This window comes from Sphingopyxis sp. BE235 (assembly GCF_031457175.1).
Lineage (GTDB): Bacteria > Pseudomonadota > Alphaproteobacteria > Sphingomonadales > Sphingomonadaceae > Sphingopyxis.
The window spans coordinates 1,098,257-1,116,808 of the sequence record NZ_JAVDWC010000002.1 but is presented as its reverse complement, the minus strand read 5'-3'; the positions used below and the strand labels follow the sequence as shown (position 1 = coordinate 1,116,808).

Below are 18,552 nucleotides of genomic sequence, written 5' to 3'. Positions count from 1 at the left end.
GCCGTCATCGGGTCAGAAGTTGAAGCGGACGCCGAGCGAATATGTCGTGTCGTCGTTCCGCACTTCGCGGACGAAATCCTGGCGCGATTCGAAGTTGCGCGTTTTCTGGCCGGTGATGTTCGTACCGGCGAGGCTGACCGTGATATTCGGCGTCACATCGTAATTGAGGCCGAAGTCGAGCCGCCCCGCGGCGCGAATGCCATTGAGCCCGACGGGGATCGAAACCGGGCGGAGCGATAGGCCATTGGTGATGTCGCCATCGAAATATCTGGAGCGATAGGTGTAGATCATCCGCGCCGAGATGCCGTATTTCTCGTAAATCAGGCCGATGTTGTAATTATATTTGGAGACGCCGAGCAGCGGCAGACCCTGAAGCCGGTCGCCGGGGGTCGTCACCTCGCTGTCGATGATCGTGAAGTTCCCGATCACGCCCGCGCCGTCGAGACCTTCGGGAAGGAAGTCGAGGAACAGCTGGCCGCCGACTTCGACGCCCTTGATCTTGGCGGACCCCAGGTTGCGGGGGGTCGAGATCACATATTGCAGGCCGTCGATCGTCCGCACTTCGGTCCCGTTGATGATGCGGTCGGTGATGTCGCGATAGAAGCCGACCACCGAAACATAATTGCTGCGGCCGAAATAATATTCGAGCGACGCATCGAAGCTGTCGGCCTTTTGCGGCCGGAGGTCGGGATTGCCGCCCGATCCGGAGTTCTGGATCGTGCTGACGTAGGACACGACATAGCTGAGCCCGGGGTTGAGCTGGCCGAAGCTGGGCCGCGAAAGCGTCTTCGAATAGTTGAAGCGTGCCTGAAGGCCATCGCCGAACTGGACGCGCGCGCTGGCGTTGGGCAAGAGATCGGTGTCGCTGGTCGAGCGCTGAACCAGCACGACGCGCGAGGTGCTCGTTGCCGGATCGGTCACGCGCCCCGAGCCCGCAATATCGCGATCGGTGCGGGTGAGGCGGGCACCCACCATGCCGTCGACCGAGATCGCATCGGTCAGCGAGAATTCATACCCCGCCTGCAGGAACCCGGCATAGCTTTTCTCCTGCGCATCATAGTCGCGCGTCGGATCGAAAGCCGGGGTGTCGGGCGAGATGCGGTACAGCGTCCTGAGCTGCCGCTTGATCGATTCCTGCGTCAGATATCTAGGGTCGATCTGCAGGAAGGATGCGCCGTCGTTCATCTGCGGCACCCCGGGGGCCTGCGACAATATGTCGGAGGGGAGGCCGGCGTCGGTGAGCGGCGTCACGAACGAACCGCCGGGTGCGGGTGGGCCGCCGAGATATTGCTCGAACCCGGCCTTGCGCCGCGCGACGCGAACGCCAGCCTGGACATAGTCGAGCAACCCGGCGTCAAAGTCGTATTTGGCGTCGCTCATCACCGACCATAACGTGCCGCGGCTGCGGTTGATGTCTTCGGTCATGCCGTTGGCGAACGCGAGGCCGGCGGGGTCGTTCATCGGGTTGCCCGGCATCGTTGCCTGCACCTCGTGATTGTTATCGCGGACCTGAACCAGCTCGGCGATGCGCTTGCCGATATCGACGCGAAAGCTGTTGTTTCGGTTGGTCGAGGATTCATAGGAGATGTCGGTATTCCAGCTGAGCGCGCCGATTTCCTTGTTGAAGCCGGTGGCGATCACATAGATGTCGGTGCGCGCCTTGTTGGCGACGGTCGCGGTGTAATATTCGAGGTTGCGTGCGGTATAGCCGGTGGCGTTGCACAGCTCGCGGATCGTGCCGGTGCCCGTCGGATTGGTCGGGCTCCGCACGTTGCCCGAATAATAGCCGTCGGGACCGACTGCGAAATCCTCGCAGGTGTCGCCCGCGGTCGCCTCGAACGACGTTCCGGTGAAGGCACGGAAGGTCGGGCGCGCCTGATAGACGTTGCCGCGAAAGCCCGCGAACAGGCCCTCGACATAGATTTTGGTATCGGTATCGGGCGCCCATTCGAGCGAGAAATTGCCCTGCGGGCGCTCATATTTGCCGAATTCGATCGCGGCGGCGAAGCCGGTCGGCGCGTGCAGGTTCTGCGGCGAGCCCGCGGGGCCGGCGCTGGTGGCGCGCGTCCAGTCGTTCCACGCGACCGGCCGGGCATATTTGTTGCGCTGATAGGAGACGCTGGCCATCGCCGCGATCTCGCCTTCCCCCGCGTCCCAGCGGTTGGCGACGAGCAGGCTCAGCGCCGGATTGAGCGTATTCTTCGAACCGGCTTCCTGCAGATAGGTCGCGCGTGCGCTGCCGGCGATCGTCAGTTCCTTGAAGTCGAGCGCGCGGCGCAGGCGCATATTGACGCCGCCCGCGACGCCGCCTTCGAGCCGCTCGGCTGAGTTGGACTTGTAGACATCGACGCCCGCAAGCGCTTCGGCCGGCAGATCCTGAAACGAGAAGCCGCGGCCGACCCCGGTGAAAATCTCGCGTCCGTTGAGCGTGGTGATGATGTCGTCGAGGCCGCGGATGCGCGCGCCGACGATCTCGTTGTTGCCGCCGACGACGACCTGCACGCCGGGCACGCGCTGGAGCGCCGACGCCGTGGTCATGTCGGGAAGCTTGCCGATATCCTCGGCGACGATCGAGTCGACCACCGCGGTCGACTCGCGCTTGATTTCGGCGGCGCGAGCAAGGCTCTGGCGGATGCCGGTGACGACGATGGCGTCCCCGTCCTGAACATCACTTGCCGCCGGATCCACGGCCGCCTGATTTGCGGATGGTTCGGCGGCCGGCGCGGTCTGCGCCTTTGCCATATGAGCGCCGCTGGCGAGCGCGATCAACGCCACGGAAGCGCGAAGACTGATCTTCAATGGAACTCTCCCTGTAAGACATCATATAAGTTAAGCGGATTGATCATATAATTCTGTCGGACGTAATACGGTGCCTGAGTTGGCCTTCAGGTCATTGCTGTTGGTGTGGTTCAGCCCGTCGGGCTGTGGGAGGACATAAAGTCTTGCAGATCGCGGTGCCGTTTGAGGCTGCTGCTCATGTGGCTCCGCGCCGCCACCCGTGCGGCGTCGGGATCGCGGCGGATGATGGCGTCGAGTATCGCCTCATGCTCTTCGCTGATCACCGCCTTGTAACGCGCGCCGACATAGCTTTGCCCCTGGCGCAGATAGAGCGAACGCGGCGGGACGAGGCGGACGCCGAGAAAATCGATCAGCTTGGCGTAATAGGTGTTCTTGCTGGCCCGCGCGATGACATTGTGGAACTCGACATCGGCCTTGACCGAATCGTCGAGGCCGATCGCCGCCTCGCCAAGGATCTTGAGCTGCTGGCGCATGCTCATCACATCGACCTCGCTGCGCCGTTCGGCGGCCAGCGCGGCCATCTCGGTTTCGACGCTGAGCCGCAGCTCGAGCAACTGGATCACGTCGCTGAGATTTTCGACCTCTTCGCGCGTGATCTGGAATGCCTGATAATGTGCGGTCTCGCTGACGAAGAGCCCTTTGCCCTGGCGGGCCTCGACCAATCCGGCGGCGGCGAGGCGGGCGACCGCTTCGCGGACCACCGTGCGGCTCACGCCCAGCACATCGACGAATTCCGCCTCGGTCGGAAGCTGCGAGCCGGGCCAGTGCGCGCCGGACAGGATGCTTGCGCGGATATGTTCGCACGCGGCGTCGACCAGCGACGGCCGCCGCTTGCGAAGCGCCAACCGCTCGTCGTGCACAGCGTCGGTTCCGCCCTGCCTCACGCGCCCATTCTCCCGCCGCCAGCGCTTGATGCGCCATACGCGACTCACATTACCAGTTATAAGTTATATGACAACTTAAATAATTTCATTTCATTTTAGAAATATGTTCGAGACGCGCAAGGTCAAGCGCGTGCGGCTTTTCACCGAGTTCACATCCCGAAGGCTCGCTGCCTACGCTCCGCTTCTCGCGGGATTGTCCGTATCATGCGACTGAGGCGGGGAGGTCACCCGCATATTTTTTGTAGAGGGCAAGCACCTCCCAGTGGACATCGGATCGGTCGATCCTCGATAGACCGGGCATTATATCATCGGCGATGTCGCCGTGTGGGACGCGTCGCTCAGTTCCAGTCGCGCGCCAGAAAACGCGCCTTCGCACCGCCGAGGACGCCGATCGCGCGATCGATGTTGCGCCGCCTTGCCGCGTCCGATTTCAGATTGGCGAGGTAACGCAGGATTTCCTTCTGGAGACTGGGCGTGAGGCCGTCCCATCGGGCCCTGACCCCGGGGTCTTCATCGAGGCGAGCCGCAAATTCGGGCAGCATCTCGTCTTGCGGGCCGCTGCGGTAGGCGGGGTCGAAGGCGACCGACACGTCGACCGTGTCGCCGACATCGGTGCCCGACGCCTTGCGGACGATGCCGTCGAGATAGAGGTAAAAGCTCCCGTCGCCCGCCGGCATCATGTTAACCCGCCATGCCGGGTCGGGCTGGCCGTTCACCTGGACGAGGACGGGCAGGGGCTTTTTCCAGCCGGCCTTGATCCGCCGCGCCCGCGCGGCGCTGACGAGCACATAGGGATTGATCCCTTTGCGTTCGATCTTCGCCCTGAATTCCATGCGGTGCGCGGGTTAGCCGATCGTGCTGGCGAGTTCGCGGTTGAGCCAGAGTGCGACGAGCGTGCCGATCGCGCCCGAGAGCAGATAGGCGCCCGCGGCGATCAACCCGAACTGGCTGGAGAGCCAGAGCGCGACCATCGGAGCGAAGCCGGCGCCGAACAGCCAGGCGAGGTCGGAGGTGAAGGCCGAGCCGGTGTAGCGGTGGCGCGGCTGGAAGTTCGACGAGAGCGCGCCCGACGACTGGCCAAAGGAGAGGCCGAGCAGCGCGAAGCCAAGGATCATGAAGGTCGCTTCGCCGATTTCGCCGGCGTCGAGCAGCTGCGGCGCGAAGCCGCTGAACGCCGCGATGGCGGCGGCGGTGGCCGCGAGCAGCGTGCGGCGGCCGAAGCGGTCGGCGAGCGCGCCCGAGGCGATGATCGTCCCGATGCCGACGACCGCGGCGATCGCCTCGATCATCAGGAAGCGGACCGGGCTTTCGTCGGTGAACAGGAACACCCAAGACAGCGGATAGACGGTGACCATGTGGAACATCGCGAAGCTGGCGAGCGGCGCGAAGGTGCCGATGACGATCGTCTTCCATTCCGACCGCACCGTTTCGAGAAGCGGCGCGGGCTGGAGTGCGCGGTTCTCGAACAATTCGGCATATTCGGGGGTCACGACGATGCGCAGCCGCGCGAAGAGCGCGACGACGTTGATCGCGAAGGCGACGAAGAAGGGATAGCGCCAGCCCCACGCCAGGAAATCCTCGGCGGGCAGCGCCGCGATCAGGAACATGAAGAGCAGGCTGGCGACGATCAGGCCGAGCGGCGCGCCGAGCTGCGGGATCATCGCGTACCAGCCGCGCTTGTTCTCGGGCGCGTTGAGCGCGAGCAGCGAGGCGAGGCCGTCCCACGAACCGCCGAGCGCGACGCCCTGACCCATGCGGAACAGCGCGAGCAACAGCGCGGCGCCGATGCCGACCGATTCATAGCTGGGGACGAAGGCGATCGCCGCGGTCGAGCCGCCGAGCAGGAACAGCGCGATGGTGAGCTTGGCGCCGCGGCCATAGGCGCGGTCGATCGCGGTGAAGATGATCGTGCCGACCGGGCGCGCGACGAAGGCGAGCGCGAAGATCGCGAACGACCAGAGCGTGCCCGTCAGCGGATCGAGGTGCGGGAAGACGAGCTTCGGAAACACCAGCACCGACGCGATCGCATAAACGAAGAAGTCGAAGAATTCGGAGGTGCGGCCGATGATGACGCCGATCGCGATCTCGGCGGGGTCGATGCGGTGGCCGCCGTCTTCGTGGAGGGCGCGGGCGTCGCGTTCGACCTCGGTGGTGGGCACGGTATCGGCAGCCATGGTAACAATCCTTGAGCTGGCGCCCTCCGCAGGACAGGATGCGGCGGCACGAGTCGGTCATAGGGCAAAATTACCCCGAATGAAAATGCCCCTGCGCGATCAGGAACGGTCGCGGGATTGGACAAAATGTCCTATGTGCAGTGCAACAAAGGAGGCCTAGGCGCGCATCATGCCAAGCAATCTCCCCCGTTTTCCCGCCCGATTGCGGCTCTTGCCGCTGCTCGCCGCGCTGCCTTTGTTGTCGGGCTGCGGGCTGGTCGTGCTCGATCCCGCCGGCGACGTCGCGCGCCAGCAGGGCGACCTGATCGTCCTGTCGACCGTGCTGATGCTGCTGATCATCGTGCCGGTGATGGCGCTGACGATTTTCTTCGCGTGGAAGTATCGCGCGTCGAACAAGGAGGCGACGTACAAGCCCGACTGGGACCATTCGACGCAGCTCGAGCTGGTCATCTGGTCGGCGCCGCTCCTGATCATCATCTGCCTCGGCGCGGTGACGTGGGTCGCGACGCACCTGCTCGATCCGTACCGCCCGCTCGCGCGGACGGCGCCGGGCAAGCCCGTCGCGGCGGAGGTGAAGCCGCTTGACGTCCAGGTCGTCGCGCTCGACTGGAAATGGCTGTTCATCTACCCCGAACAGGGCGTCGCGACGGTGAACGAGCTGGCACTGCCGGTCGACCGGCCGATCCGGTTCCGCATCTCCTCCTCGTCGGTGATGAACAGCTTTTACGTGCCCGCGCTCGCGGGGCAGATTTACGCGATGCCGGGCATGGAAACCAAGCTGCACGGCGTTTTCGACAAGACCGGCGAGTTTGAGGGCTTTTCGGCCAATTATTCGGGCTGGGGCTTTTCGAACATGCGCTTCGCGGTGAAGAGCCTGCCCGCGGGCGAGTTCGACAAATGGGTCGCGACCGCCAAGGCTTCGGCCGAAGGCGATCTCAGCCGCGATACCTATTTGAAGCTCGAAAAGCCGACGCACAAGGAGCCGGTCCGCCGTTTCGCCGCGAGCGATCCGCAATTGTTCGACGCGGTCGTCAACATGTGCGTCGAGCCCGGCAAGATGTGCATGCACGACATGATGTCGCTCGACGCCGCGGGCGGCGCGGGCATCGCGGGTATCGGCAATGTCCGGCAGGTGACTTATGACAAGTTCGCCGCGCGCGGTACGGTCGACGCCGCACGCTGGAGCATGCGTTATGTCGCGGCCGCTTGCAGCTCGCCGGTGATGTCGAACGACCGCCCCGACGCGAAGCCGGTCGCACCGGCGATGCTGAAAGGCGAGGGGCTTCCCCATCCTTCCAAGCCCGAACGCACCGCGCTGCGCGCGCCCGCCGCCGACCGCCCGCTGTCCTGAACGAGCCGAGATCCCATGACCATCCCGCATCCCGCACCCGAAACCGGTCCGATCCTTGGCAAGCTGTCGCTCGAGGCGCTGCCGCTGCACGAGCCGATCCTTGTCATCACCTTCATCGGCGTCGTCCTTGGCGGCATCGCCGTGCTCGGCCTGATCACCAAGTTCCGCCTCTGGGGCTATTTGTGGACCGAGTGGTTCACCACCGTCGATCACAAGCGCATCGGGATCATGTATATGATCCTGGGGCTTATCATGTTCCTGCGCGGCTTTGCCGATGCGATCATGATGCGGCTGCAGCAGGCGATGGCGTTCGGCGGGTCGGAGGGATACCTCACCCCGCATCATTATGACCAGGTGTTCACCGCGCATGGCGTGATCATGATCTTCTTCGTCGCGATGCCGTTCATCACCGGGCTGATGAACTATGTCGTGCCGCTGCAGATCGGCGCGCGCGACGTCAGCTTCCCCTTCCTCAACAATTTCAGTTTCTGGATGACGACCGCGGGCGCGGTGCTGACGATGATTTCGCTCTTCGTCGGCGAATATGCACAGACGGGCTGGCTCGCCTATCCGCCCTTGTCGGGGATCGCTTACAGCCCCAATGTCGGCGTCGACTATTATATCTGGGGCTTACAGATAGCCGGCGTCGGCACCACCCTGTCGGGCATCAACCTGATCGTCACGATCCTCAAGCTGCGCGCGCCGGGCATGGGGCTGATGAAGATGCCCGTCTTCACCTGGACGTCGCTCTGCGCGAACATCCTGATCGTCGCCTCCTTCCCGATCCTGACCGCGACGCTCGTGCTGCTCACGCTCGACCGTTATGTCGGCACCAATTTCTTCACCAACGACCTCGGCGGATCGCCGATGATGTATGTGAACCTGATCTGGATCTGGGGGCACCCCGAGGTCTATATCCTCGTGCTGCCGCTGTTCGGCGTCTTCTCCGAAGTCACCTCGACCTTCTCGGGCAAGCGGCTCTTCGGTTACACCTCGATGGTCTATGCGACGATCTGTATCACGATCCTGTCGTATCTCGTGTGGCTGCACCATTTCTTCACCATGGGATCGGGGGCGAGCGTCAACAGCTTCTTCGGCATCACGACGATGGTGATTTCGATCCCGACGGGGGCCAAGCTGTTCAACTGGCTGTTCACCATGTACCGCGGCCGCATCCGCTTCGAACTGCCGATGATGTGGACGGTCGCCTTCATGCTGACCTTCGTCATCGGCGGCATGACCGGGGTGCTGCTCGCGGTGCCGCCCGCTGACTTCGTGCTCCACAACTCGCTGTTCCTGATCGCGCATTTCCACAATGTGATCATCGGCGGCGTCTTGTTCGGCCTGTTCGCGGCGATCAACTACTGGTGGCCCAAGGCGTTCGGCTACAAGCTCGACGTGTTCTGGGGCAAGATCAGCTTCTGGTGCTGGGTCGTCGGTTTCTGGGTCGCCTTCACGCCGCTCTATATCCTCGGCCTGATGGGCGTGACGCGGCGCATGCGCGTGTTCGACGACCCGAGCCTGCAGATATGGTTCGTGATCGCAGGGATCGGCGCGCTGATCGTCGCCGCGGGTATCGGCGCGATGCTGGTCCAGTTCGCGGTGAGCATCTGGCGCCGCAAGGAGCTGCGCGATGAAACCGGCGGCGATCCGTGGGACGGCCGCACGCTCGAATGGGCGACCAGCTCGCCGCCGCCCGACTATAATTTCGCCTTCACGCCCGTCATCCATGACCTCGACGCGTGGTACGACATGAAGACGCGCGGGCACCAGCGGCCGGTCGATGGCTATCGCGACATCCATATGCCGAGCAATACCGGCACGGGGATGATCCTGTCGGGCTTCTGCCTCGTCATGGGCTTTGCGCTGGTCTGGCACATCTGGTGGCTCGTCGCGCTGAGCTTTGCCGCGACGATCGTCGGCGCGATCTATCACACCTTCAACTACAAGCGCGATTTCGACATCCCGGCGGCGACGGTCACCGCGGTCGAGGAAGCGCGCACCCGCCAGCTGGCGGCCGGAGCCTGATGCGATGAGTGCCAAGACGATAACCGCCGACGCGCCCGTCCAGTTCTACGACCTCGACGAGCATGCGCATCCCGAGGGGCACAGCACGATGCTGGGCTTCTGGATCTATCTGATGAGCGACTGCCTCATCTTCGCGATCCTCTTCGCCTGCTATGCGGTCCTCGGCGGCAGCTATGCCGCGGGGCCGGCGCCGAAGGATCTGTTCGACCTGAAGCTCATCGCGCTCAACACCGCGATGCTGCTCTTCTCGTCGATCACTTACGGCTTTGCTGTGCTGCAGATGCAGCAGGGCAAGGTGCGGGGCGTGCAGATCTGGCTCGCGGTCACCGCGCTGTTCGGGCTCGCCTTCCTCGGGATCGAACTTTACGAGTTCCACCATCTGATCGAGATCGGCGCGACGCCGCAGCGCAGCGCCTTCCTGTCGAGCTTCTTCACGCTTGTCGGCACGCACGGGCTGCACGTCACCTTCGGTATCATCTGGCTGGTGACGCTGATGTTCCAGCTGTCGAAGCACGGCCTGATCGCCGCGAACAAGCGCCGCGTGATGTGCCTGTCGATGTTCTGGCATTTCCTCGATGTCGTGTGGATCGGCGTCTTCACCTTTGTCTATCTGATGGGAGTGCTGCGATGAGCCACGATCCTCACGCTGCTCACGGCCATCACGAGATCGAGATGCCGCACGCGTCGATGCGCGATTATGTCATCGGCTTTGTCCTGTCGGTGATCCTGACCGCGATCCCCTTCTGGCTGGTGATGACGATGCCATTGAGCGCGGGCGCGACGGGCGCGATTATCATGGGTTTCGCCGTGGTCCAGATCGTCGTCCACATGGTCTTTTTCCTCCACATGACGCCAAAGGCCGAGGGTGGCTGGTCGCTGACCTCGCTGATCTTCACCGTGATCGTCGTCGTGATCATGCTCGCGGGCTCGCTGTGGGTGATGCATCACCTCAACACCAACATGATGCCGATGCCGCACGAGCCGACGAGTCAGACGGTAGGTACGACGACGGGTCAGGTGCCGTGACACGCACCCGCCGCGCGGCCTTTGCCGCGGCGGCGCTGGTCGCAGCTATCGGTCTCGCGGCGCTCGGCGTCTGGCAGCTCGAACGGCGCGTGTGGAAGCATGAGCTGGTCGCGGCGGTCGAGGCGCGCATTCATGCGGCGCCGGTCGCTGCGCCGGGACCGGGTGCGTGGGATGCCGTCGATGCGAAGAATGACGCTTATCGTCGCGTGACCGCGACCGGGCAGTTCCGCCATGATCGCGAGACGCTGGTGCAGGCGGTGACCGATCGTGGTCCCGGCTTCTGGGTGCTAACCCCGCTTGAAACGCCGGGGTTCACGTTGCTCGTCAATCGCGGCTTCGTGCCGAAGGATCGGCGCGATGCGGCGGCGCGCGCGGCGGGCAATGTCGCGGGGTCGGTGACGGTCACCGGGCTGCTGCGCGTCACCGAGCCCGAGGGCGCCTTCCTTCGCTCGAACGACGCGGCCGCCGACCGCTGGTTTTCGCGCGATGTCGCGGCGATCGCGAAGGCGAGGGGATTGCAGGACGCCGCGCCCTATTTCGTCGACGCCGATGCCAGGCCGAACCCCGGCGGTTATCCCGTGGGTGGGCTGACCGTGGTGCGGTTTCCCGACAATCATCTGGTCTATGCGCTGACCTGGTTTGCGCTTTGTGCGCTCAGCCTCTTTTTTGCGTGGCGGCTGTGGCGTATTCGCGATTGATGACCCGCCCGACCATCCCGCCGACCACGCCTTCGAGAGCGCCCGCCGGTCGCCGCAACATGACGCTGCTGATCCAGCTGCGCTGGATTGCGGTCGGGGGGCAGCTTGCGACGATCGGCATCGTCAGCGGGCCGATGGGGATCGCGCTGCCGCACGCGCCGCTGCTCGCCGCGATCATGGTGCTGATCGCGATCAACTTCGCGAGCATCGCGTTGCTCCGCCGCGGCCGCGCGGTGACCAATGCCGAGCTGACCGCGGTGCTGCTGTTCGACGTCGCGGCGCTCGGGTGGCAGCTCCACCACAGCGGCGGGCTCGCCAACCCCTTCGCCTCGCTGTTCCTGCTGCAGGTCGTGATCGGCGCGATCCTGCTCACCCCGCGCTCGTCGTGGGCGATCGTCGTCGCGGCGCTTGCCGCGCTCGCGGCGCTGCGGGTCGATCCGACGCCGCTCGTGCTGCCGCCCGCCTATGCGGCCGATCCGATGGGGCTGTATCTGAAAGGCAGCTTCGTCTGCTTCCTGCTCATCGCGGTGCTGTTCGTCGCCTTCGTCACGCGGATCAACCGCAATTTGCGCGACAGCGATGCGGCGCTCGCGACGAGCCGCCAGCGCGCGGCGGAGGAGGACCATATTGTGCGCATGGGGCTGCTCGCGTCGGGCGCGGCGCATGAGCTCGGGACGCCGCTGTCGACACTGTCGGTGCTGATCGGCGACTGGAAGGCGGCGCCGCGGCTCGCAAAGGATCGCGAGATGCAGGAGGATCTCGCCGACATGGACGCCGCGGTGCAGCGCTGCAAGGCGATCGTCAGCGGCATCCTGATGTCGGCGGGCGAGGCGCGCGGCGAGGCGCCGCAACTGACGACGATGCGTGCGTCGTTCAACGAGATCGTCGCGCACACGCGTGCGGTGCGCCGCCCCGGCACGGTCGAATTCAACGACCGCTTCGGCGCCGATGTCGCGATCGTGTCGGACCCCGCGCTGCGACAGGTGATCGGCAACGTGCTCGACAATGCGGCCGAGGTGTCGCCCGACTGGACAAGCTTCACGACGTCGCGTGACGGCGACATGCTGGTGATCGAGATCGCCGACCGCGGCCCGGGCTTCAGTCCGGAGATGTTGGAGAATTTCGGCCAGCCCTATCGTTCGACCAAGGGACGGCCCGGTGGCGGGCTTGGCCTGTTCCTGCTCGTTAATGTGCTGCGCAAGCTCGGCGGCGGCGCCAGCGTCGCCAATCGCGATGCGGGCGGCGCGCTGGTGCGGATGTTCCTGCCGATTTCGGCGCTCGCCCCGCCCGGTGGAGACAAGGCATGACCGAGACGCGCCAATTGCTGATCGTCGAGGACGACGACGCCTTCGCCCGCACGCTGAAACGCTCGTTCGAGCGGCGCGGCTATGCGGTAGAGGCCGCGCACAGCCCCGAGGAGATGGACACGCTGCTCACGACGTTCCGGCCGGGCTATGCGGTCGTCGACCTCAAGCTCGGCGGCGCATCGGGACTCGCGTGCGTGCAGACGCTGCGCGCGCTCGACCCGGAGATGCGGATCGTCGTGCTCACGGGCTTTGCGAGCATCGCGACCGCGGTCGAGGCGATCAAGCTCGGCGCTTCCTATTATCTCGCCAAGCCGTCGAATACGGACGATATCGAGGCGGCGTTCGACCGCAGCGAAGGTAATGCCGAAACGCCGGTGGGCGACCGCCAGTCGTCGATCAAGACCGTCGAGTGGGAGCATATCCACCAGGTTTTGGTCGAGACCGATTTCAACATTTCGGAAACCGCGCGCCGGCTCGGGATGCACCGGCGCACGCTGGCACGGAAGCTGGAGAAAAGGCAGATCCGTTAGGCTGCGGCGGCGCTATTTCTTCTCGACCAGTTCGCGCGTCAGAAAGCCGTGGAGCATCGCGGCGCGCACCGCGTCCTCGGCGTGATCGGCGCCGACCGAATGGCCGCCTTCGATATATTCGTGATAATAGACGCGGTTGCCGTTTTCCATCAGCCGCGCGGCATATTTGCGCGCGTGGCCGGGGTGGACGCGGTCGTCCTTGGTCGAAAGATAGAGGAAGATCGGCGGATATTTCACGCCCTTGCGGATGTTCTGATACGGCGAATATTTCGACAGGAACGCCCAGTCTTCCGGCACGTCGGGATCGCCATATTCGGCGACCCATGAGGCACCCGCGAGCATCTTGTCGTACCGCCACATATCCTTGATCGGCGAGCCCGAGATCACCGCGCCATAGAGGTCGGGGCGCTGCGTCATCGCCGCGCCGACGAGCACGCCGCCGTTCGAACGGCCCGAGATCGCTATCTTGCCCTTCGCGCTGACGCCGGTCTTCACCAGATCCTCGGCGACCGCATGGAGATCGTCGAAGCTCGCCTGGCGCTTTTCGCGCAGCGCCGCCTGATGCCAGGCGGGGCCATATTCGCCGCCGCCGCGGATGCCCGCAAGGACATAGGCGTTGCCGTCCTCGACCCAGAAGAGGCCGAGCGGGCCGGCGCGATACGGCTGGCCGGTGAGATAGCCCGGCGTCTGCGCGGCGCGGAAGCCGCCATAGGCGTGGACGAGCGCGGGGACGGGGCCGGTCGAGCCCTTCTTGCGCGCGAGGAAATAGGGGATTTTCGTGCCGTCCTTCGACGTCGCGAAACGCTTTTCGACGGTCATGTCCTTCGCGTCGAAGGTCGCGGGCAGGCTCTGTACGGCTTGCGGCGCCTTTCCTTCGGACACGGCGTAGAGCGTCGGGGGCATCAGCATCGTCTCGGCCGATGCGAGGACGATGTCGCGTTTGCCCACGGTGCCGGCGATGGTGACGGTGGCGTTCGCGGCGAGCGGAACCTCCTTCTGGCTCCAATGGCCGGTCTTCGGGTCGCGGCGCAGCGCGAACAGCTTGCCCTCGACATCGTCGAGCGCCTTCACCCACAGGATATTGTCGGTCGCCGAGACATTCTCGATCGCCTGCGCCTTCGTCGGGGTCATCGCGGTGACGATCGGGACCTGCCGGTCGGCCGACATATCGGCGAGCGACAGCGAGGCGAGCGAGCCCGCGGGGATATTCGCCCAATCCTTGTTGAGGAAGATGATCAGCTGGCCGTCGACGACATCGCGCACGCTGGCGGTGTCGGGGACGATTGACGAGATATAGCGCGACCCGTCGGCGTTCGGCAGCTTGATGTCGCTGGTGTAGAAGGTCTTGCCGCGGCTGATCATCGGCCAGCGCTTGTCGCCGTCGGTGAAGGCGAAGACGTTCATGCCGACGTCCTCGGTTTCGCCTTCGGCAACGGTTTCGGCCGACGTTAGCGGCGTGCCGCGTTTCCAGCGCTTGACGATGCGCGGATAGCCCGACGCGGTCATGCTGCCCGCGCCATAATCGGTCGCGACGAGCAGGGTGTCGGCATTTTCCCACGTGACGCTGCTCTTCGCCTGCGGCAGGGTGAAGCCGTCGCCCACGAAGCTTTTGGTCGTGCGGTCCCATTCGCGGACGATGTCGGCGTCGGTGCCGCCGGGGCTCAGCGAGACAAGGCAGCGTTTGTAATCGGGCGCGAGGCAGTCGGCGCCGTGCCAGACCCAGCTCTGCTTTTCCGCCTTGCCGAGCGCGTCGACGTCGATGAGCGTCGTCCAGACGGGCTTGCCCGCGAGATAGGCATCGAGCGGGCTCTGGCGCCAGATTCCACGCGGATTGTTCGCGTCGCGCCAGAAATTGGTGATGGTTTCGCCCATGACCTCGCCGGGCTCGGCGATCTGCCGGTCGTCGTCGAGGATTTCGCGCGCGCGCTTGCGGTCGGCCTCGAACCCCGGGCGGCTCGTGATCAGCTTGTCGGTTGCCGCATTTTCCTTTTTGACCCAACCCAGCGCTTTCGAGCCTTCGATATCCTCAAGCCAGAGGTAGGGGTCTTTTGCGTCCTGCGCGGCTACCGCGACGGCGGTGATGGAACAGCTGAGGGCAAGCGCGGCAAGGCTGGCGCGGATCATTCGGAAAGTCTCCCCTGGGGTGTGGAGGCGCTGTGCTAGCAGCATTAGACACCCCAAGGGAAGGAGGCGCAGCGCCTATTGATCGATGATGATCGTGCCCGGGTGATGCTTGTCGAGATGCCTCTTGATGATCCGAAGGTTGCGCGTGTTCGAGCGGAAGAAGAAGTCGAACGCGTCGCCGACGAGCGGGATTGCGCCGAGCGCGGTGTCGACGCCGAGATTGCCGACCATGCGCCAGATCTTCCACTTCGGCATGCCGAGGTTGCGCGCTTCCCAGATGAGGTAGGCGCCCATTGTCGCGGCGATGACGTCGCCGACGACGGGGACGAGGCCGACGATCGCGTCGAGGCCGACCGGGCGGTTGATACCGGGGATGATAAAGCTGCGTTCGAGCAGGATCTCCAGCGTCTCGACGCGCTTGCGCAGCGCCGCAGGATCGTTCCGATTGGAAATCAGCGCGTCGAAGATCGCGTCGGGATTGGGCGGCGTCGAAGGGGCCATCGGGGTCCTTTCACAAGCGCTCGAAGGTGCAGCGCCACTGTATTAGTTAGGTAAGGCGATCAGATGATTCAATGGGTGCTGTGCGCGGCCGTTGGCACGCAGCCCGGTCAGGCGCTGCGACGCGACCGACCAGCGGAGCGGCGTGGCGAGCGGAATGAAGGGGGCATAGCGGGCGAGCACCGCCTCGGCCTCGCTCACCTGCACCCGGCGCTGGCCGGCGTCGATATTGGCCGTCGCCTGGTCGATCAGCTCCTGCGCCTCGCGGTTGCAGAGCGTGTCGCGGCGGCACGAGAGGCGGCGGAGCGCCCACAGCGCATCGTCGTTCGGCGCGATTTCGTCGATCAGGCGGAGGTCGGCGGCCGACGCCATCGGGACGCGCTGGCTCGGCACCCCGATCGCTTTGAAATCGGCCGAGACGTAGGCGAAAAGGATGCGCCCGCCGGGGGTGTCGGGGACGGCGATGCGCAGCGGTTCGATCTCGCGTCCGGCGGCGCGCCAGGCGTCGACGGCGCGCTTCGCCTGCGCGAGGCGCGACGCCTCGTCATATTCGGCCCAAGTGGGGACGAGCGGCGCGGGGCCGCCGTCGCGCGCGTAGAGCGACGGGCGGAGCGTGACCTGCGGCTGCCATTCGGAGAGCCCGAACGCCTCGATCAGCCGCTCGCGCCGGATCGCGCGGACGAGTGCGTCGCGGTTGGCGTCGATCGCGAGGAAGCCCTCGGCGCGGACGAACGACAGGCCGAACAGGCCGGGGACGGGATCGACGACCAGGCGCGAACGGCCGATGTTCGACGCCGCGAAATAGGGCAGGGTCGAAAAACGCCCGCCGATGACGCCATCGGCATAGCCGTTCTTGAATCGCGCGAGCGCGCCCGCGGTCGATGTGCCGACCAGCTCTATCGAGGCGGCGGGGTCGTTCGCGGCGGCTTCGGCGGCCTCGGGGTCTTCGGCGAGCGGGTCGGGGACGGGCGAGAGCAGCACCGCACGCCCGATCCTGCGCGCGCGCATCGGTCCCCAGCCCATGCCCTTGTTGACGATCGCCATCGAGGGCTGCGCGAGCAGTTCGAGGATCGCGGGCTGCGGCACCGAAAGGCGGATTTCGATCACGGTGTCGGTCATCGCCTTGATCGTCTCGATCTCGGGGAAATCATTCTTCAGGACGTGACGGCTGGCTGGCGCCAGATAGGAGCGCAGGATCGCGGCGACATCCTCGGCGGTGACCTTGCGCCCGTTGGTCCATTTGGCTTCGCGCAGGCGGAAAATATAGCTGCGCCCGTCGGTGGTCACGGTCCAGCGATCGGCGAGCCCGGTGTCGATCTGACCCTCGCCGTCATAGCTGACGAGTCCTTGCGAGGTCGCGTTAAGCAGCGCCGCGTTGGCGGACGAAAGTTCGCCGTTGAGCGGAGTCGCCGCGCGATTGAGCGAGCCCATCGCGGCGATCCTTACCGGGCCGCGCTCGCCGAACAGGCCGCAGCTGGCGAGCGACAGGATCGCGAGGCCGGCGATGATCCTGTGCAGGCGTGCTTTCGTCCCGAACGTCGACATGTCTGTTTTTAGCGGCATCGGCGGCCATCATAATGATGCCGGGCAAAACCGGAAGTGGGCATCCGGGCGATCGGCGAACTCAATTCGCCGCTGTGGGGCGTGTGATGTCGGCGTTGCCATAGGCGTCCGCGAGTTTGCCGCCCTTTGCATAGTCGATGAGCAGCTGGAAATAGCCCGGCGTGTAGCGGGTCGAAATCCGGCTGCCGTCGGGCGCGGGCTCGAATTCGGTCATTCCGTGCTCGCCCTTCGGAAAGACGGCGAGGGTGATTGGCTTGCCGGCATCGATGAGCCCGGTGACCCGCCGCGCGGTTTCGCCGGCCGGTGCGTCGATATCCTGTCCGCCGAGCGCCCAGAGCTGCGGGACGGTCACCGCGCGGAGCGTCGGCATCGGATCGTAGTGGATGGGCGTGCCGAAGGCGTATGCCGGTGCTTTCGCCCTTATTTCTTCAGCCGTCATGCCGAGGACGATGTGCGTATAATTGCCATAGACGTCCTTGTACCACGGCTCGTTTCGATAGCGTGCCCGCACCAAATCCAGTTCGTCGAGCCCGTCGACTGTTCCACCCGCCACGACACTTTCGAACACGCGCGTCACGGCGGCGCTGATTTCCTGCGCCTTGGCGATGACGTCGGGGCCATAGCCTTTGAGACCCATCTGGAACGCGATCGCCTCGCGATCCTCGTCGGCGACCGAGACGGCGAGACCGAAGCTGACGATGAGGAAATCGACCGTAGTGCGCGTTGCCGCGAGCGGCGCGATCCAGCCGCCCTGGCTCGGCCCCTGGAAACCGAAGCGCGCGCCGCGTGGGCCGGCCATGCGACGCGCCTCGGCGAGCGCGGCGGCCGCGTCGTCGGCGAGCAATGAAAAGACCTGGGTATATTTGTCGCCCGATGCGCCGGTGCCGCGCTTGTCATAGACGAAGGCGCCGATGCCCGCGGCGGGGAGCATGCGTTGGAGCGCGTTGGTATCGCGCGCCGAATCGGGTTCGGCGCCGTGGAGCAGGACGACGATCGGGACGGGCTTGTTGCCAGCCGGCAGCACGAGGCGGCCGACGAGGCGCGTGCCGTGGCTGGTGAAGCTGGTGTCACGCGTCTCCAGCTTTATCCGCGTTGCGACGCGGTTGCCGAAATGCATCCTACCCGAAGCGCAATCGCCGAACCGCACTTGCACGCCATCGGGGCGGTCGGTCCAGCCGGTGCTGCTGACCCAGATATCGCCGGTCTGGACGAGTTTCCCGCTTGTTCCGTCGAGATTGCGCCAGCGGAGCGCGCCTGCGGTCGAGGTCGCAATGTCGACCGTCCCGCCGTCGGGCAGGCGATAGGCGCCGACCTTGCAATCAACCTCTTCGGCAGCCGCCGGAACCGCGAGCCCTAGCGCGATCAAAGCGAATATCGCCGCCCGCCACACTTGCCGAATCTTGCTGGTGGCCGGTGATTGTGCGTCGGGCATTCTGATATCCTGCAAGGCTGGTGCGGACGGCGGGACTTGAACCCGCATACCCAGAGGATGGCAGATTTTAAGTCTGCTGCGTCTACCGATTTCGCCACGTCCGCATGATCCGGAGGGTCAAGCCGATGGGTTCATGGA

The 18,552-nt window shown here is 65.1% G+C and carries 15 protein-coding genes and 1 tRNA gene; 7 read left to right on the top strand and 9 right to left on the bottom strand.

What is annotated here, in order from left to right; genetic code table 11:
* Positions 1 to 12 precede the first annotated feature (12 nt).
* From J2X38_RS12505 to J2X38_RS12490, 4 genes are all read right to left on the bottom strand, one after another.
* Complete coding sequence (locus J2X38_RS12505; protein ID WP_310254491.1) at positions 13 to 2,799, bottom strand: TonB-dependent receptor; 2,787 nt, start codon at positions 2,797 to 2,799, stop codon at positions 13 to 15.
* Positions 2,800 to 2,909: 110 nt separating this feature from the next.
* Entirely contained in the window at positions 2,910 to 3,683 is a 774-nt protein-coding gene (locus J2X38_RS12500; RefSeq protein WP_310254490.1) for a FadR/GntR family transcriptional regulator, read from the bottom strand.
* Between the two features lie 338 nt (positions 3,684 to 4,021).
* Positions 4,022 to 4,516, bottom strand: a complete 495-nt coding sequence (locus J2X38_RS12495) for a YdeI/OmpD-associated family protein (RefSeq protein ID WP_310254488.1) — start codon at positions 4,514 to 4,516, stop codon at positions 4,022 to 4,024.
* A 12-nt stretch (positions 4,517 to 4,528) separates the two neighbouring features.
* Positions 4,529 to 5,857, bottom strand: a complete 1,329-nt coding sequence (locus J2X38_RS12490) for an MFS transporter (protein ID WP_156419582.1) — start codon at positions 5,855 to 5,857, stop codon at positions 4,529 to 4,531.
* A 169-nt stretch (positions 5,858 to 6,026) separates the two neighbouring features.
* On the opposite strand from J2X38_RS12490, the gene cyoA reads away from it, so the two are divergent.
* From cyoA to J2X38_RS12455, 7 genes are read left to right on the top strand one after another with little or no spacing between them, the layout of a single operon-like run.
* Positions 6,027 to 7,208 (top strand): ubiquinol oxidase subunit II, encoded by a 1,182-nt coding sequence (gene cyoA, locus J2X38_RS12485; protein WP_058536251.1) that lies wholly within the window; start codon positions 6,027 to 6,029, stop codon positions 7,206 to 7,208.
* A 15-nt stretch (positions 7,209 to 7,223) separates the two neighbouring features.
* The gene (gene cyoB, locus J2X38_RS12480) at positions 7,224 to 9,236 is read left to right on the top strand and encodes a cytochrome o ubiquinol oxidase subunit I (protein ID WP_310254486.1); all 2,013 of its coding nucleotides are present in this window, start codon (positions 7,224 to 7,226) and stop codon (positions 9,234 to 9,236) included.
* 4 nt (positions 9,237 to 9,240) lie between these two features.
* On the top strand, positions 9,241 to 9,867 hold the full coding sequence (cyoC, locus tag J2X38_RS12475) for a cytochrome o ubiquinol oxidase subunit III (protein ID WP_310254483.1): 627 nt from the start codon (positions 9,241 to 9,243) through the stop codon (positions 9,865 to 9,867).
* A complete protein-coding gene (cyoD, locus tag J2X38_RS12470) occupies positions 9,864 to 10,262 on the top strand; it encodes a cytochrome o ubiquinol oxidase subunit IV (RefSeq protein WP_058536254.1) in 399 nt (132 codons plus the stop codon). The genes cyoC and cyoD overlap by 4 nt, the downstream gene beginning before the upstream one ends.
* Entirely contained in the window at positions 10,259 to 10,960 is a 702-nt protein-coding gene (locus tag J2X38_RS12465) for an SURF1 family protein (RefSeq protein WP_310254480.1), read from the top strand. Before cyoD ends, J2X38_RS12465 begins: the two co-directional genes overlap by 4 nt.
* Complete coding sequence (locus J2X38_RS12460; RefSeq protein WP_058536256.1) at positions 10,960 to 12,267, top strand: ATP-binding protein; 1,308 nt, start codon at positions 10,960 to 10,962, stop codon at positions 12,265 to 12,267. Before J2X38_RS12465 ends, J2X38_RS12460 begins: the two co-directional genes overlap by 1 nt.
* Positions 12,264 to 12,797 (top strand): response regulator transcription factor, encoded by a 534-nt coding sequence (locus J2X38_RS12455; RefSeq protein ID WP_058536257.1) that lies wholly within the window; start codon positions 12,264 to 12,266, stop codon positions 12,795 to 12,797. Before J2X38_RS12460 ends, J2X38_RS12455 begins: the two co-directional genes overlap by 4 nt.
* 12 nt (positions 12,798 to 12,809) lie before the next feature.
* Here J2X38_RS12455 and J2X38_RS12450 read toward each other — a convergent pair whose 3' ends face one another.
* The 5 genes from J2X38_RS12450 to J2X38_RS12430 form a co-directional block, all read right to left on the bottom strand.
* A complete protein-coding gene (locus J2X38_RS12450) occupies positions 12,810 to 14,921 on the bottom strand; it encodes a prolyl oligopeptidase family serine peptidase (RefSeq protein WP_310254477.1) in 2,112 nt (703 codons plus the stop codon).
* A gap of 75 nt (positions 14,922 to 14,996) precedes the next feature.
* A complete protein-coding gene (locus J2X38_RS12445) occupies positions 14,997 to 15,422 on the bottom strand; it encodes a DUF4112 domain-containing protein (RefSeq protein ID WP_310254475.1) in 426 nt (141 codons plus the stop codon).
* A gap of 42 nt (positions 15,423 to 15,464) precedes the next feature.
* A complete protein-coding gene (locus J2X38_RS12440; RefSeq protein WP_310254473.1) occupies positions 15,465 to 16,982 on the bottom strand; it encodes an ABC transporter substrate-binding protein in 1,518 nt (505 codons plus the stop codon).
* A gap of 61 nt (positions 16,983 to 17,043) precedes the next feature.
* The gene (locus tag J2X38_RS12435; RefSeq protein ID WP_310254471.1) at positions 17,044 to 18,414 is read right to left on the bottom strand and encodes a serine aminopeptidase domain-containing protein; all 1,371 of its coding nucleotides are present in this window, start codon (positions 18,412 to 18,414) and stop codon (positions 17,044 to 17,046) included.
* A gap of 18 nt (positions 18,415 to 18,432) precedes the next feature.
* Positions 18,433 to 18,518: transfer RNA gene (locus J2X38_RS12430), tRNA-Leu, on the bottom strand.
* Between the last annotated feature and the right edge of the window lie 34 nt (positions 18,519 to 18,552).